Genomic DNA, 15,460 nt, shown 5'->3' on the forward strand with positions numbered 1-15,460 from the left:
AAGGAGAGCTTCCATGTACCTGGCGATGTACTTCCCGGCGATCGTGCTGCTGGCAGTGATCCTGATCAGCGCGATCAAGGTGCTGCGCGAGTACGAACGCGGTGTCGTGTTCCAGCTTGGCCGCTTCTGGAAGGTCAAGGGGCCCGGTCTGATCCTGCTGATACCGGTGGTGCAGCAGATGGTGCGTGTCGACCTGCGCACGGTGGTGATGGACGTACCGCCGCAGGACGTGATCTCGCGCGACAACGTCTCGGTGCAGGTCAACGCGGTGGTGTACTTCCGCGTGGTCGACCCGCAGAAGGCGATCATCAACGTCGAGCACTTCTATGAAGCCACCAGCCAGCTGGCGCAGACCACGCTGCGTTCGGTGCTGGGGCAGCACGAACTCGACGAGATGCTGGCCGAGCGGGAGAAGCTCAACGACGACATCCGCAACATCCTCGACAGCCAGACCGACGCCTGGGGCATCAAGGTCGCCAACGTCGAGATCAAGCGGGTCGACCTCAACGAGACGATGGTCCGTGCGATCGCGCGCCAGGCCGAGGCCGAGCGCGTGCGCCGGGCCAAGGTGATCCACGCCGAAGGCGAACGCCAGGCCGCCGAGATGCTGGTCGAGGCCGGGCGCTTGCTCGGCGGCGATCCGCGCGCGATCCAGTTGCGCTACCTGCAGACGCTGACCGAGATCGCCGGCGAGAAGAGCTCGACGATCGTGTTCCCGCTGCCGATCGAACTGATCGAGTCGGTCTTGTCGCGTCCGCGTGGAGGGCCCGGGGCGTGACCGCCGCCGCCGTCATGGCGTGGTCGATGCGGTGGATGCCTCACCGACGCGGACGGCACCGGACTCCGGCTGGTAGACGGTCGTGCAGAGATCTGCCGTGCTGCGGGCGCAGCGATTGCTTTTCGCCCGCTTGAACCGTGCCGGCACCTGCGCCGGCCGGTAGGTCAGGCGCAGATCGTGGCCGACGCGTTCAAGGGCCACGTTCTCGCTGGCCAGTCGCCGGGTCGCACGGGTGAAGTCGTATTCGGCACGGGCCTCGAGCGTCAATCCCGATGGAGTGCCGAGGATGGTGCGCAGGCTTTCGGTCGGCATCCCGAGCAGGCCTGCCAGACTTCCAACGGATATTTCCTGCGGTTCGGCCGCGGGCGCGGGGGCGGCGACGACCAGGGTCAACGCCATGGCAAGGGACGCGAGTTTCATGGGAGCCTCCATAGCCAGACGCGTGGACCGATGCACCGGCGAGGCGGCATGCGACGCGGCTCGGAACACCACGGGGATGTGCTGGCATGGAGGGGTACGCATGGATCGCGGCGCGATTACATGCAAGCCGATCGTCTTCCCGGCGAACGCCGGGATCCAGGCCCGCACCGCACCAGTTCCCTCACCGTCATCCCGGCGAACGCCGGGATCCATTTTGCTGTTGCCTTGCTGGTACTCGCCAATGGCAGAGCAACGTCACTGGGTTCCCGCCTTCGCGGGAATGGCGGCGAACGGCGGGATCCATTTTGCCGTTGCCGTTGCTACTGCACTTCACTGCAGAGCTACGTCCCTGGGTTCCCGCCTTCGCGGGAATGAGGGTGTCAAAACAAAGGGCGCCGAAGCGCCCTTTGTCATTTCACGTTTCAGTCGGCGATCAAGCGCCGCCGCGCGGACCGCGACCGCCACCGGGGCGTCCGCCACCGCGCGGACCACCCGGGCGCGGGCCGCCGGCCGGACGACCGGCGCCGCCCGGACGTGCGCCGCCGCCGGGACGACCACCCGGACCACCCGGACCGCCGCCACCCGGACGACCGCCGCCACCGGGGCGACCGCCAGCCGGACGCGGGGCGCGCGGCTTGTCGCCGTACGGATTGAAGCTGCCCGGATTGGCGTGGTCGGACGGGAAGCTCGGCGCGTTGCCCGGATGCCCGTAAGGACGCGAGCTGCGCTGCCCTTGGCTTTGGCCACCACCACCGCCGCCTTCACGACGCGGACCGCGCTCGCCGAAGCCGCCGCGGCCTTCGCCGCCGAAGCCACCGGAACGCTCGCCGCCGTAGCCACCGCCACCGGGGCGACCACCGCCACCGCCGCCCGGACGACCCGGACCCTTGCCGCCCTGCGGACGACCCTGGCCCGGACCCTTGCCGCGACCATCCGGATTGCGATGGCCGCTCGGACCGGTGCTGACACCGTCCGGCACGTACCAGGTGCGGAACGCCGCCGGATTGCCATCCGGCAACGGCTTGGGACCCTTTTCCTTGCGCTGCTTGAACGGCTTCTGCGACTGGTTGGCGGCGGCTTCGCCGCTGACCGTCAGGCCGCCGTGCTTGCGCGGGCCGCCACGGCCACGACCGCCGCGGTCTTCGCGCACGTGGTCGAAGCGACGCAGCTCACGGCCTTCGTCGGCGGTGTTGTGGCCGCCGACGTAACCATTGGAACGGGCACGACCGGTGAGGTCGATGGTGGCCTTGGTGGCCTTGCGCTGGCCGATCACCGGCTGCAGCGTCAGCGACGACGGTGCACCGTCCTCGAGGCCGAGCTTGTTGCGCAGGGCTTCGACCGCATCGGAGGCCAGCTCGCGCGATTGGCCACGCAGCAGCTCGCGCGGCAGCGCGACGTCGCCGTAGCGCACGCGCTTGAGGCGGCTGACCTGGCAACCCTGCGATTCCCACAGGCGGCGCACTTCGCGATTGCGGCCTTCCTTGACCACGACGCGGAACCAGTCGTGCGAATCGGTGCCGCCGATGCGTTCGATCTCGTCGAACTTGGCCGGGCCGTCTTCCAGCGCGACGCCACGGGCGAGGCGGTCGACGATGTTCTCGGGGACCACGTCCTGGCCTTCCGGCGCGCGCACGCGGCAGACGTACTCGCGTTCGACTTCGAACGACGGGTGCATAAGCGCGTTGGCCAGTTCACCGTCGGTGCTCAGCAGCAGCAGGCCGGTGGTGTTGATGTCGAGGCGGCCGATCGCGATCCAGCGCGCGCCCTTGAGCGCGGGCAGGGACTCGAACACGGTCGGGCGACCTTCTGGGTCTTCGCGCGTGGTCACTTCGCCTTCGGGCTTGTTGTACATCAGCACGCGCGAGGGGTCGGTCAGCGCGCTGGCGACGAACGAACGTCCGTCGAGCTCGACCTTGTCGCCGCTCTTGACGCTCATGCCGACCTGCGCGACCTCGCCGTTGACCTTGACCAGGCCGTCGGCGATGCGCTGCTCCAGCGCCCGGCGCGAGCCCAGGCCGGCCTGGGCCAGGACCTTGTGCAGGCGCTCTTCCAGCCGCGGCGCTTCGCCCGTGGTGTCGGTGATGCGCTTGAGGGTGAGCTTGCGGCTCTTTTCTTCAGTCATGTTTGTATTGCTCCGACTCGGCCATTTCGGCCTCGTCTGTGTCTTCCGGAACGGTCGTCGTCTCGACGGCGTGTATGTCTTGCTCGGGATCGTTCACGTCCGCCGCGCGCATTCCCGGCGCGGCATCGGGTGTGCCCTGTGGGGCGGTGTCTTGTTCGTCGGACTCGTGGTAGTCGGCATCGATCTGTTCGTCGCCGGCTTCCATGTCTTCGGTGTCGCTGATGTCGGTCTCGGCCAGCGCGTCGTCTTCGACTTCAATGCTGGCTTCGGCGGTGGTTTCGCTTTCGGCTTCGATATCGGCGATCAACTCGTCGCCGTCCTGCGCTGCATCGCTGTCCAGATCGGAGTTCGAGGCCTCATCCGCGCCAACGCCTTCGGCGATGCCGCCGGCGGCGATCGGCGGTGCGCCGTCGAACTGCAGTTGCGGTTCCAGCTCGCCGATGTCCTTGAGTTCCGACAGCGGCGGCAGCTCGTCCAGGCGCTTGAGGCCGAAGTAGTCGAGGAAGCCGCGCGTGGTGCCGAACAGTGCCGGCTTGCCCGGCACGTCGCGGTGACCGACCACGCGGATCCACTCGCGCTCTTCCAGGGCCTTGATGATGTTGCTGTTGACCGCGACGCCGCGGACCTGCTCGATCTCACCGCGCGTGATCGGCTGGCGGTAGGCGATCAACGCCAGGGTCTCGAGGGTGGCGCGGGTGTAGCGGGTCTGGCGCTCGGTCCACAGCCGGGCCACCCAGGGGTGGACGTCGGCCTTGACCTGGAAGCGGAAGCCGGAGGCGACCTCGACCAGTTCCACGCCGCGATTCTCGTCGCCTGCGCGCAGCGCTTCGAGCGCCTGTTCGATGCTGTCGGCCGGCGCCGGCTGGTCGTCGGGGAACAGCGCCTGCAGCTGTGCCAGCGTCAACGGCTGGTTGGAGGCCAGCAGGGCGGCTTCGACGATGCGGATGACTAGCTGTTGATCCATGCGGAGTGATTGCTCTGTGGGCCCTTGTTACCCGTCATTCCCGCGAAGGCGGGAACCCAGTGTCTTTGCTTGCAGCGCTTGAAGGCGCTGGGTCCCCGCCTTCGCGGGGATGACGATCGAAACCTAAAATCCGGCCGTCAGTCGTCATTCGCAGCCGGTTCGTCGAACTCGCTGCTCAGCTCGATCTCTTCCCCATCCTTCAGCAGTGCCAGCGACTTGACGTAGATCGGAGCGAACGGCGCGTCCTGCACGATCTCTACCAGTTGCTCCTTGGCCAGCGTCAGCAGACCCAGGAAGGTCACCACCACGCCGAGCTTTCCTTCCTCGGCGGTGAACAGCGATTCGAAGCGGTAGAAACTGCCGTCCTTCAGTCGCTCCAGCAGCTCACCCATGCGCTGGCGGACGCTCAGTGCATCGCGCTTGATCGCGTGCTGGGTGTACAGCTCGGCGCGCTTGAACACGTCGTGCAGCGCCAGCAGCATCTCCTTGAGCTCCACCGGTGGCGGCAGGCGGACCGAGGCGCGGTCGGGCACGAATGCCTGTACCGGTGCCGTGTCGCGATCCTGCCGGGGCAGGGTGTCGATGTCTTCGGCGGCCTTCTTGAAGCGTTCGTACTCCTGCAGCCTGCGCACCAGCTCGGCGCGCGGGTCGTCTTCCTCGCCTTCCTCGGCGGCCGAACGCGGCAGCAGCATGCGCGACTTGATCTCGGCCAGCATCGCGGCCATGACCAGGTAGTCGGCCGCCAGCTCGAAGCGCATCTCGTGCATGGCCTGGATGTAATCGACGTACTGGCGGGTGATGTCCGCCACCGGTATGTCGAGGATGTCCAGGTTCTGTCGGCGGATCAGGTAGAGCAGCAGGTCGAGCGGCCCTTCGAACGCCTCCAGGATGATTTCCAGGGCGTCCGGCGGGATGTACAGGTCCTGCGGGATCTGCAGCACCGGCTGGCCATGCACTACCGCCAGCGGCATTTCCTGCTGCTGCGGGTGCGTGGGAGCCTGGGACTGGGCGACCACGATCTGCGGGTCGCTCGCGTCGGCTGCGCGTTCTTCGGTCATTCGGAACCGGCCCCTCCGGGCCGTGGGCACTGCTATCGCTTCGGTGCTGGCGGCCTGATGAGGCCACCATATGGGTGCAACGGACTGCTTAAGTCGGTGCTGAGCCCGAACGCCTACGACCTGCGCACCATGCGGGGGCGTGGCGGCGAAAGACGATCTGGGTTACGGGCGCAGGCCGTTGGGGGCAGCGGCGCACCACCTGGGTGCGTGCATGGCGACGGTGTGGGGAGCCAGTCGCGACGGCCGCTGCATCCGGCCTTGGGCTGTGGAAGCTAGGTTACGGCCTCGTTCTGGCCGTGTCCAGCGGCGGCTGCGCGGGCAATGGCTACAATTCATCCAGACCAGACAGGAAGCACGCAACGCATGTGGTACGTGATCGAAGGATATGACGGCAACGAAGTGCTGGCCCAGCGCCTGCAGGCCCGGCCCGAGCACCTGGCGCGGCTGACCGCGCTGCGCGACCAGGGGCGTCTGCTGCTGGCAGGGCCGTGCCCGGCCATCGACGCCGAGGATCCGGGCCCGGCCGGCTTCAGTGGCAGCGTCGTCATCGCCGAGTTCGAATCGCTGGCCGCCGCCCGCGCCTGGGCCGACGCCGACCCCTATGTCGCGGCCGGGGTCTACCAGCGGGTCGAAGTCCGGCCCTTCCGCAAGGTCCTGCCGTGAACACCGGCCCGCTGCCCCGCGAGCAGCGGGTCGCGGCGATTCGCGCCGCCCTGGAGACGGCGCTGTCGCCGCAGGCGCTCCAGGTCCAGGACGACAGCCACCGCCACGCCGGTCATGCCGGCGCCGCCGATGGCCGTGGCCACTTCAGCGTCGATATCGTCAGCCAGGCCTTTGCCGGGCTCAGTCCGATTGCCCGGCACCGGATGGTGTATGCCGCTGTCGGCACTTTGATGGAAACCGACATCCATGCCCTGGCGATCCGTGCCAGGACGCCTGGCGAGGTCGGCTGAGGCTGCCCCGCGGTGTGCGCGCATGTCGCGCCGCAGCATATTCCTGAGCCCTGAGAGGCGTGTGGCGCGGTGTTCTGAGAGCTTGTCTCAAGTCACATAACAATCGCTTTACACTTGCGCTTGTAAACGATTACAGTCGGCCCGCATCAAGCCGCGGAGCCGACCAGCCTTGGCCAGCGTAACCATCAAAGATGTCGCACGCGTGGCCCAGGTATCGGTCGCCACCGTGTCCCGGGCACTCAACGGCCATGGCAACGTCGCCGAGGAGGTCCGCAACCGGGTACTGGCTGCGGCCCACGAGCTGCGTTACACGCCGCATGCCGCCGCCCGCAGCCTGAGCAGTCGCCGCACCCAGACCCTGGGCGTAGTCCTGCCGGACCTGCACGGCGAATTTTTCTCGGAGCTGATGCGCGGCATCGACCAGGTGGCGCGGGCTTCGCGCCTGCACCTGCTGGTGTCGAGCTACCACGGCAATCCGGAGGAGCAGGGTGCGGCACTGCGCGCGATGCGCGGTCGCGTCGATGGCCTGCTGGTGATGTCGCCCTATGTGGCGACCCCTACCGTGCTGAGCGAGCACCTGGAGCCGTCGCTGCCGGCGGTGCTGATCAACAGCCAGGCCGGACTGGATGGTGCGGCCGTGATCGGCGTCGACAACCACGGCGGCGCGGTCGCGATGGTCCGGCACCTGTTCGACAGCGGACATCGCCGCATCGCCTTCATTGCCGGACCGGAAGACAACTTCGACGCGCACGAGCGCCTGCGCGGTTACCGCGATGCGCTGGCGGAGCTGTTGCCCGATGCCAGGCCGTGGGTGGTGCGGGGCGAGTTCGACGAAGCGTCCGGCCATCGTGCCGGTCGCGAACTGCTGGCCGCGTCGCCGCGACCCGATGCGGTCTTCGCCGCCAACGACATGATGGCGCTGGGCTGCCTGTTCGCGTTCGCCCAGTCCGGCGTGCGCGTGCCGCAGGACATCGCCTTGTCCGGGTTCGATGACATTCCACTGGCGCGTTACGTCCACCCGAGCCTGACCACGATGCGGGTCAACATCGCCGAGCTGGGCGCGCGTGCCGCGCGCCAGCTGTTGGCGCGCGTTGCCGGTGAAAGCCTTCCGGACCCCATCGCCGGTTCCGCCTCCGCTACCAGCTCGATAGCGCTGCCGACCGAACTGATCGTGCGCGAATCGAGCGTCGCCAATGGCATCCCCGGTAATCCGACAGGTTGATTCGTTCTGGGCCTTCCCCCGACAGGTCCAGTCCAAGTGCGACAGCAAGTGACCCAACGTTCGAATGGAATTAGAGAGAGGAAGCAGATGAAGCCCCATCCGTGCTCCGAACATCGCCCAACCCCCAGACTGCTGGCCTGTGCATTGGCTTCGTGTCTCGCCCTGGCGGCCCCCGTCGCCCTGGCCCAGAGCACCGCAGCCACCATCCGTGGACAGATCACCGTCGATTCGGCCCCCGCCGGCGACGCCCAGGTCACTGCGACCAACCTGGCCACCGGTCTCACCCGCAAGGTCCAGGCGGCCAACGGCAACTACAACGTCGGCGGCCTGCCGCCGGGCACCTATCGCATCGACGTGTCGGCACAGGGACAGACCAGCTCCAGGACCGTGGTGCTCCAGGTCGGTCAGACCGCGACCGTGAACCTGGCCGCCGGCGGCGTCGCCGAGACCGGCCCGGTCCCCGACGCCACCACGGTCGATACCGTCACGGTCACCGGCGAGGCGGTGCCGGAGGTCAAGACCTCGGAGATCGCGACCTACGTGACGAGCAAGCAGATCGAGTCGCTGCCCCAGGGCAATCGCAACTTCCTCGCCTTCGCCGATCTTGCCCCGGGCGTGGAGTTCCAGGTCGGCAACGAAGGCTCCACCAGGATCCGTTCCGGCGCGCAGAACGCCAACGGCATCAACGTCTACATCGATGGCGTGGGGCAGAAGGACTACGTGCTGCGCGGCGGCATCAGCGGCCAGGACTCCACCCGCGGCAATCCGTTCCCGCAGTCGGCGATCGGCGAGTACAAGGTCATCACCCAGAACTACAAGGCCGAATACGACCAGCTCAACAGCGCGGCGATCGTCGCCACCACGCGCTCGGGCGGCAATGAGCTCGAAGGCAGTTTCTTCTGGGACCACACTGCGACCGACTGGCGCACGCCGACCGTGTTCGAAGAGCGCGCCGACGAGAAGGTGCAGACCCAGGAGACCCAGTACGGCGCGACCTTCGGCGGTCCGATCCTGCGCGACCAGGCGCATTTCTTCCTCGCCTATGAAGGCAAGGAGATCCAATCGCCGCGCACCTTCACGCCCGGGAGGGGCTTCACCATCGATGAGCTGCCGCCGGCGATCCGGGCGGAGGCGGGCGCGGGCCTGTTCTCGGCGCCGTTCAAGGAGGACCTGTACTTCGGCAAGGTCGACTGGCTGATCGGCGAGAATCATTACTTCGAGCTGAGCGGCAAGTACCGCGACGAGAGCGAGATCACCAACGTCGGAGGGCAGAACCTGCCCAGCTACGCGACCGACAAGCTCAACGAGGAAACCCGTGCCGACCTGCGCTACCAGTTCACCAGCGGCGCCTGGCTCAATGACGCCCACCTGACCTACGAGGACGCCAGCTTCAATCCGAGCCCGTCGACCTCCGGCATTGCCTACATCCTCAGCGACGGCACCAACATCAACGACGTGGTGGTGCGCAGTGGTGCGGGTTCCGACTTCCAGGACAAGGGTCAGGAGGGCTGGGGCATACAGGACGACCTCACCTTCACCGGCTGGCAGGGCCACACCTTGAAGATGGGCATCAAGTTCAAGGACGTCGACGTCAACGCCATCGAGCGGCAGCCGTTCTTCCCGCAGTTCACCTACGACATCCGGCGCGACGTGGTGCAGCCGATCGCGGTCCGCTTCGGTACCGCGCTGCCGGGCATCGGCGACGGCAGTGCAACGTCCAGCAACAAGCAGTACGGCATCTACTTCCAGGATGACTGGGAGGTCAACGACAGGTTGATCCTCAACCTTGGCCTGCGCTACGACTACGAGGAAAGCTCCACCTACCTCGATTACGTGACGCCATCGGATGTGGTCACGGCGTTGCGCGGCTCGCCGCAGATCAACGCCGCCGGCTCGGGGGTCAACATCAACGACTACATCAGCACCGGCAACAACCGCGACTCGTTCAAGGACGGCTGGCAGCCGCGCGTGGGCTTCTCCTACGATCTCAACGCCGACCAGCGCCATGTGATCTACGGCGGCGCCGGCCGCGCCTACGACCGCAACCTGTTCGACTGGCTGCAACTGGAAGTGACCAAGGCGACGTTCCCGACCACCGAGTTGTTCTTCCGTCGCACCGACGGCACCTGTCCGACCGGCGCTGCGTGTCGCGACTGGGATCCGGCCTTCTTCGATCCCGCCGTGCTCGCTTCGCTGGCGTCGCAGACCGGCGCCGGGCGCGAGGTGTTCGTGCTCGACAACGATCTGAAGGTGCCGTACTCGGATCAGTTCAGCCTTGGCATGCGCAATACCGTCGGCCAGTGGCTGACCGATGCAACGATCTCGTACGTCGAGGGCCACGACGGCTTCGCGTTCCTGCTCGGCAACCGCCGCGACGGCGGTGCATTCTTCAATCCGGGCTTCCAGTGGGGCGCCCCGTTCGGGCAAGGCCTGGAAGGCTTCAGCAACCTGATCCTGGGCACCAACGGCCTCAAGACCCGCACGTCCGCGCTGTACCTGAAGGCCGAAAAGCCGTACACGGTCGAGTCAGGCTGGGGTGTGACCTTTGCGTACACCTACCTGGACGCGAAGGAGATGCGCGAGTCGCCGGAGGTGTTCTCGCTGGATTACCCGACGCTGGCGCAGTACGGCTGGAACAAGGCCGAAGTGCCGGAGCATCGCCTGGTTGTCAGCGGCATCTACGACGGCCCGGCCGGACTGACGTTCTCCAGCAAGATCACCCTCGCCTCGCAGCCGCCGCGCTATATCGTCAATTGCCTGCAGGTCGACCGGCCCGACAACTGCTTCATCGACCAGTACGAGCCTGACGGCGACTACGGCTACAAGCAGGTCGACGTGGCCGTGATCAAGGAATTCGATACCGGCGCCGGCCTCAAGTTCTGGCTGCGCGGCGACATCCTCAACCTGTTCGACTGGGCCAACTACAACGCTTACGAGGACTTCCCCGGCAGCTTCAGTGCGACTGTGGGCCAGCAGCCCAACGAAAACTTCGGCAATCCGATCTCGCAGGCGTTGCCGACGCGCACGTTCAAGCTGTCGATGGGCTTCAACTTCTGACCCGGGTCGCCGGCCGCCTACCTCGTCGGGGCGGCCGGCGGTTCCGGCCAACGTTTCCAACGGATCACATCTTGAGCTGGACTGGCGCGGTGACAAACTCGTTTCGACGCAACTGGGGGGTGGCATCGCTGATGGCGTTGCTGGTGTTCGTGGCCGGTTGCAAGCAGAGCGAACCGACGTCGCAGACGTATCCGGTGTCCTCGGCGCCGCCGGTGCAGGTGGAACCGCTGAAGCCGGCCAAGCTGGAACTGCCGCCGCTGTTCGCCGACATCGAGAAGCGCACGTTCCAGTTCTTCTGGGACACCACCAACGAGAACAACGGTCTCACGCCGGATCGCTACCCCTCACGCCCGTTCGCCAGCATCGCTTCGGTCGGCTTCGCCCTGACCGCCTATCCAATCGGCGTCGAGAACGGCTGGATCAATCGCAGCCAGGCGGTCGACCGCACCCTGGTGACGCTGAAGTTCTTCCGCGACATGCAGTCCGGCCCGCAGGACACCGGCAAGGGCGCGTACCAGGGCTTCTATTACCACTTCCTCGACATGGACACCGGTCATCGTTACCAGAGCTGGGTCGAGCTCTCCAGCGTCGACACCGCGTTGCTGATGATGGGAGTGCTGTTCGCGCAGAGCTACTACGACCGCGACGACGAGCGCGAGAAGCAGATCCGCGAGATCGCCGACCAGCTCTACCGCAAGGTCGACTGGACCTGGCTGCAGCAGAACAAGCCGCTGATCTCGATGGGCTGGTTCCCGGAAAGCGGCTTCATCAAGCACGATTGGACCGGCTACAACGAGGCGATGATGCTGTACGTGCTGGCGATGGCATCGCCGACGCATCCGGTCGACGCCAATGCCTGGACGGTGTGGACGCGCACCTACAACGACGTCTGGGGCGTATACCAGGGTGAGGAGTTCCTCGCCTTCGGCCCGATGTTCGGGCACCAGTACAGCCATGTCTGGATCGATTTCCGCGGCATCCAGGACGACTACATGCGCGAGCGCGGCATCGATTATTTCGAGAACAGCCGCCGCGCCGCCTACGCCCAGCGCGCCTACGCCATCGCCAACCCGATGAAGTGGGAGGACTACGGCCATGAGACCTGGGGCCTGACCGCCAGCGATGGCCCGCAGCAGACCCTGCAGGAATACCGCGGCGAGCAGCGCCAGTTCCGCCACTATTCCGCCCGCGGCGCCGGCCTGCGCGACACCTTCGACGACGGTACGCTGGCGCCGACGGCGGTGATCGGCTCGCTGCCGTTCGCGCCGGAGATCGTCATCCCGACCACCGTGGCGCTGCACGAGCGCTATGGCGATTACCTGTATTCCAGCTATGGGTTCCTCGATTCGTTCAACCCGAGCTTCGACTTCGATATCCCGCTCAAGACCGGACGCCTGGTACCGGACAAGGGCTGGGTCGCCAGCGACTACATCGGCATCGACCAGGGGCCGATCCTTGCGATGATCGCCAATTACCGCAACGAGTTCGTCTGGAACGTGATGAAGCGCAACCCCTACATCCGTGCCGGACTGGAAAAGGCCGGGTTCAAGGGCGGCTGGTTGCAGCCGCAGGGCGAAACGGTAAGCACGCAGCCGCTGCCGCAGACCAAGGCCGAGAAGGACGCCGCGACGGCGCGGGCACTGGGCGAGGCCGAATCGCGCGCGGCGCAGGCCAACGATGCGCAGCCTGCCGCCAAGCCGGACGCAGCGGCGCCGAAGCCGTCCAGGCCGCAGCAGCAATGAGCATGCCGTGACCGGCCGACTGCGCCCGCAAGTGCAGGAGCTATGGCAATCGCTCGCGGCTACGGCGGTGCTCGCGGTCATCGTGCTGGTGTCGGCGTGCTCGCGCGACGGCGACAAGCGCGAGGTGGTGCGCTTCTGGGCGATGGGTTACGAAGGCGAGGTGGTCGCCCAGCTCATCCCGGAGTTCGAACGACGCAATCCCGGCATCCGCGTCGAGCTGCAGCAACTGCCGATCATTTCCGCGCACGAGAAGCTGCTGACCGCGTTCGCAGGCGATGCCTTGCCGGATGTCGGTGCGATCGGCAACACCTGGGTATCGGAGTTCTCGCTGCTCAACGCACTGACGCCGCTCGATGCGCGCCTGGCCGACACGCCAAGCCTGCAGGCACGGGACTACTTCCAGGGCGCCTGGGATACCGGCGTGATCGGAACGACCGTGTACGCCGTGCCCTGGTACGTCGAAACCCGTTTGCCGTTCTACCGACGCGACATCCTGGAGAAGGCTGGCATCACCCGGCCACCGCGCACGTGGGCGGAATGGAAAGTGGCGATGGCGGCCATCAAGCGTGAGGTCGGCCCCAACCGCTACGCCGCGTTGTTCCCGTTGAACGAAGCCGAGCCGCTGTTGAACCTGGGCATCCAGTCGCCCGAACCGCTGTTGCGCGACGACGGCCGCTACGGCAACTTCCGTAGCCCCGGATTCAAGCGGGCGCTGGGCTTCTATCGCGATGTCTTCGTCAACAAGTGGGCACCGGTCGCCAGCAACACCCAGATCGCCAATGTCTGGAACGAGTTCGGTCGCGGCTATTTCAGTTTCTACGTCAACGGTCCGTGGAATATCGCCGAGTTCCGCAACCGGCTGCCGCCACAGTTGCAGTCGACCTGGATGACTATGCCGCTGCCCGGAGAGAACGGACCCGGCGCCTCGGTCGCCGGCGGCGCCAGCTTCGTCGTGTTCCGCAAGTCCATGCACCAGGACGCGGCGTGGAAGCTGGTGGCCTTTCTGTCGCAGCCGGAAATGCAGGTGCGCTTCCACGCCCTGACCGGCAACCTGCCGCCGCGACGCAGCGCCTGGGAAGCGCCGACATTGAAAGACGACGTCTACGCCCGGGCATTCCGCGACCAGCTCGAGCGCGCGCGGCCGACGCCGAAGGTGCCGGAGTGGGAGCGCATCGCCAACGAGATCAAGCTGGTCGGCGAGCAACTGGCCAACGGCCGGCTCAGCGTCGACGAGGCCGCGGCCGAGCTCGACCGCCGCGCCGACAACATTCTCGAGAAGCGGCGCTGGATGCTCGACCACCGCACGCCAGGAGCGGCGCCATGATGCGCGCGACCACCGCCGGCTGGATCTTCGCCGGACCGGCACTTGCAGTGATCGCGGTGTTCTTCGGCCTGCCGGTGCTGGCCGCGCTCGCGCTGAGCCTGACCGACTTCGACATCTACTCCCTGTCCGACATCGCCAACCTGCGATTCGTCGGTCTGGGCAATTACCTGGGCCTGCTGCAGAACCCGCTGTTCTGGAAGGCGCTGGGCAATACGCTGTACTTCGTCGTGGTCGGTGTGCCGCTGTCGATCGCGGTATCGCTCGCTGCAGCCCTGTTGCTGCATTCGAAGGTGGCGCGGTTCAAGCCGCTGTTCCGCACGGCCTACTTTGCCCCGGTGGTGACCACGGTTGTGGCGATGGCAGTGATCTGGCGCTATCTGTTCCATACCGGTTACGGCCTGGTGAACTGGGCGCTGTCGTGGGTCGGTATCGATGCGGTCGACTGGCTCGGCGACCCGAAGTGGGCGATGCCGACGATCATCCTGTTCGCGGTGTGGAAGAACTTCGGCTACAACATGATCATCTTCCTGGCCGGACTGCAGTCCATCCCGGAAGACCTGTACGAGGCGGCGCGCATCGACGGCGCATCGCCGCTGCGCCAGTTCCGGCATGTCACCCTGCCATTGCTCGGTCCGGTGCTGCTGCTGGTGTCGATCCTGACCCTGTCAGGTTATTTCCAATTGTTCGCCGAGCCGTACGTGATGACCCAGGGCGGACCGCTGCAGAGCACGGTGAGCGTGCTGTACCTGATGTACGACGAGGGCTTCAAGTGGTGGAACCTGGGCAACGCGTCGGCGGTGGCGTTCATGCTGTTCGCGCTTATGACGGCGGTGACCAGCGGCTTGTTCTGGTTTGCGCGGCGCAAGGGGGCGGAGTGATGACCCCGCGCCTGGCCAAAGCCATCATCAACGGCCTGCTGATCGCGCTGGGCGTGATCAGCGTGGCGCCGCTGCTGTGGATGCTCTCGGTGTCGTTCATGCAGCCCGGCGAGGCCAGCCAGTTCCCGCCGCCGCTGCTGCCTGCCAGTGCGACGCTGCACAACTACCACGAGCTGTTCGCGCGCGCCGGCATGGGCCGCTACCTGCTCAATAGTTTCCTGATCGCGACGCTGGCCACGCTGATCGGCGTGCTGCTCAACACCATGGCCGGCTATGCCTTCGCCAAGCTGCGCTTCGCCGGGCGCGAACAGATCTTCCGGGTGCTGCTGGCGGCGCTGGTGATCCCGGCGCAGGTGACGATGATGCCGCTGTTCCTGATGCTCAAGCAGCTGGGGCTGGTCAACAGCTATGCCGGCGCGATCGTGCCGTCGATGGCGACGGTGTTCGGCATCTTCCTGGTGCGCCAGTACGCGCGCTCGATTCCCGACGAGCTGCTCGAAGCGGCGCGGATCGACGGGGCAGGGGAGGTGCGCATCTTCTTCCAGATCGTGCTGCCGGTGCTCAAGCCGATCCTGGTGACGCTGGCGATCTTCGTGTTCCTGGCGTCGTGGAACGACTTCATGTGGCCGCTGATCGTGCTCAGCGACAAGAGCCTGCAGACGCTGCCGGTCGCGCTGGCGACGCTGTCGCGCGAGCATGTGCAGGACAACGAGATGATGATGGCCGGCTCGGTGGTAACCGTGCTGCCGGTGCTGCTGCTGTTCCTGGCGTTGCAGCGGTACTACCTGCAGGGGCTGTTGGTGGGGAGCGTTAAGGGGTGACTGGACGCACACAGCCCGTCATCCCGGCGAAAGCCGGGATCCATCTTCAGCCCGTCGCCCCGGCGAAAGCCGGGATCCATCTTGCATTGGCTCTTGCGACGGCCAGAGCAAGGTCAAGGTG

Annotated in this window: 13 protein-coding genes; 9 read left to right on the plus strand and 4 right to left on the minus strand. The window is 66.5% G+C overall.

Annotated elements, in window-relative coordinates:
• Window positions 1-13: 13 nt before the first annotated feature.
• Complete coding sequence (locus tag AC3A3X_RS05025) at window positions 14-778, plus strand: slipin family protein (protein WP_487581939.1); 765 nt, start codon at window positions 14-16, stop codon at window positions 776-778.
• A 12-nt stretch (window positions 779-790) separates the two neighbouring features.
• On the opposite strand, the gene AC3A3X_RS05030 is transcribed toward AC3A3X_RS05025, so the two are convergent.
• From AC3A3X_RS05030 to AC3A3X_RS05045, 4 genes are all read right to left on the minus strand, one after another.
• Window positions 791-1,198: a hypothetical protein gene (locus AC3A3X_RS05030; RefSeq protein WP_487581940.1), complete on the minus strand. Its 408-nt coding sequence runs from the start codon at window positions 1,196-1,198 to the stop codon at window positions 791-793.
• A gap of 433 nt (window positions 1,199-1,631) precedes the next feature.
• A complete protein-coding gene (locus tag AC3A3X_RS05035) occupies window positions 1,632-3,320 on the minus strand; it encodes a pseudouridine synthase (RefSeq protein ID WP_487581941.1) in 1,689 nt (562 codons plus the stop codon).
• On the minus strand, window positions 3,313-4,284 hold the full coding sequence (gene scpB / locus AC3A3X_RS05040) for an SMC-Scp complex subunit ScpB (protein ID WP_487581942.1): 972 nt from the start codon (window positions 4,282-4,284) through the stop codon (window positions 3,313-3,315). The genes AC3A3X_RS05035 and scpB overlap by 8 nt, the downstream gene beginning before the upstream one ends.
• 137 nt (window positions 4,285-4,421) lie before the next feature.
• Window positions 4,422-5,342 (minus strand): segregation and condensation protein A, encoded by a 921-nt coding sequence (locus tag AC3A3X_RS05045; RefSeq protein WP_487581943.1) that lies wholly within the window; start codon window positions 5,340-5,342, stop codon window positions 4,422-4,424.
• Between the two features lie 363 nt (window positions 5,343-5,705).
• Here AC3A3X_RS05045 and AC3A3X_RS05050 point away from each other — a divergent pair, with 363 nt between their 5' ends.
• The 8 genes from AC3A3X_RS05050 (at window position 5,706) to AC3A3X_RS05085 (ending at window position 15,339) form a co-directional block, all read left to right on the plus strand.
• The gene (locus AC3A3X_RS05050) at window positions 5,706-6,005 is read left to right on the plus strand and encodes a YciI family protein (protein WP_487581944.1); all 300 of its coding nucleotides are present in this window, start codon (window positions 5,706-5,708) and stop codon (window positions 6,003-6,005) included.
• Entirely contained in the window at window positions 6,002-6,295 is a 294-nt protein-coding gene (locus AC3A3X_RS05055; RefSeq protein ID WP_487581945.1) for a BolA family protein, read from the plus strand. The genes AC3A3X_RS05050 and AC3A3X_RS05055 overlap by 4 nt, the downstream gene beginning before the upstream one ends.
• A gap of 169 nt (window positions 6,296-6,464) precedes the next feature.
• Entirely contained in the window at window positions 6,465-7,517 is a 1,053-nt protein-coding gene (locus AC3A3X_RS05060; RefSeq protein ID WP_487581946.1) for a LacI family DNA-binding transcriptional regulator, read from the plus strand.
• An 87-nt stretch (window positions 7,518-7,604) separates the two neighbouring features.
• On the plus strand, window positions 7,605-10,574 hold the full coding sequence (locus AC3A3X_RS05065; protein ID WP_487581947.1) for a TonB-dependent receptor: 2,970 nt from the start codon (window positions 7,605-7,607) through the stop codon (window positions 10,572-10,574).
• Between the two features lie 131 nt (window positions 10,575-10,705).
• Complete coding sequence (locus AC3A3X_RS05070; RefSeq protein WP_487582005.1) at window positions 10,706-12,316, plus strand: glucoamylase family protein; 1,611 nt, start codon at window positions 10,706-10,708, stop codon at window positions 12,314-12,316.
• 7 nt (window positions 12,317-12,323) lie between these two features.
• Window positions 12,324-13,640 (plus strand): sugar ABC transporter substrate-binding protein, encoded by a 1,317-nt coding sequence (locus AC3A3X_RS05075; protein WP_487581948.1) that lies wholly within the window; start codon window positions 12,324-12,326, stop codon window positions 13,638-13,640.
• Window positions 13,637-14,518, plus strand: coding sequence for a carbohydrate ABC transporter permease (locus AC3A3X_RS05080; RefSeq protein ID WP_487581949.1), 882 nt, complete (start codon window positions 13,637-13,639; stop codon window positions 14,516-14,518). Before AC3A3X_RS05075 ends, AC3A3X_RS05080 begins: the two co-directional genes overlap by 4 nt.
• Entirely contained in the window at window positions 14,518-15,339 is an 822-nt protein-coding gene (locus tag AC3A3X_RS05085; protein WP_487581950.1) for a carbohydrate ABC transporter permease, read from the plus strand. Before AC3A3X_RS05080 ends, AC3A3X_RS05085 begins: the two co-directional genes overlap by 1 nt.
• Window positions 15,340-15,460 lie beyond the last annotated feature (121 nt).

It is taken from the genome of Lysobacter sp. Soil_N_23 (assembly GCF_057656135.1).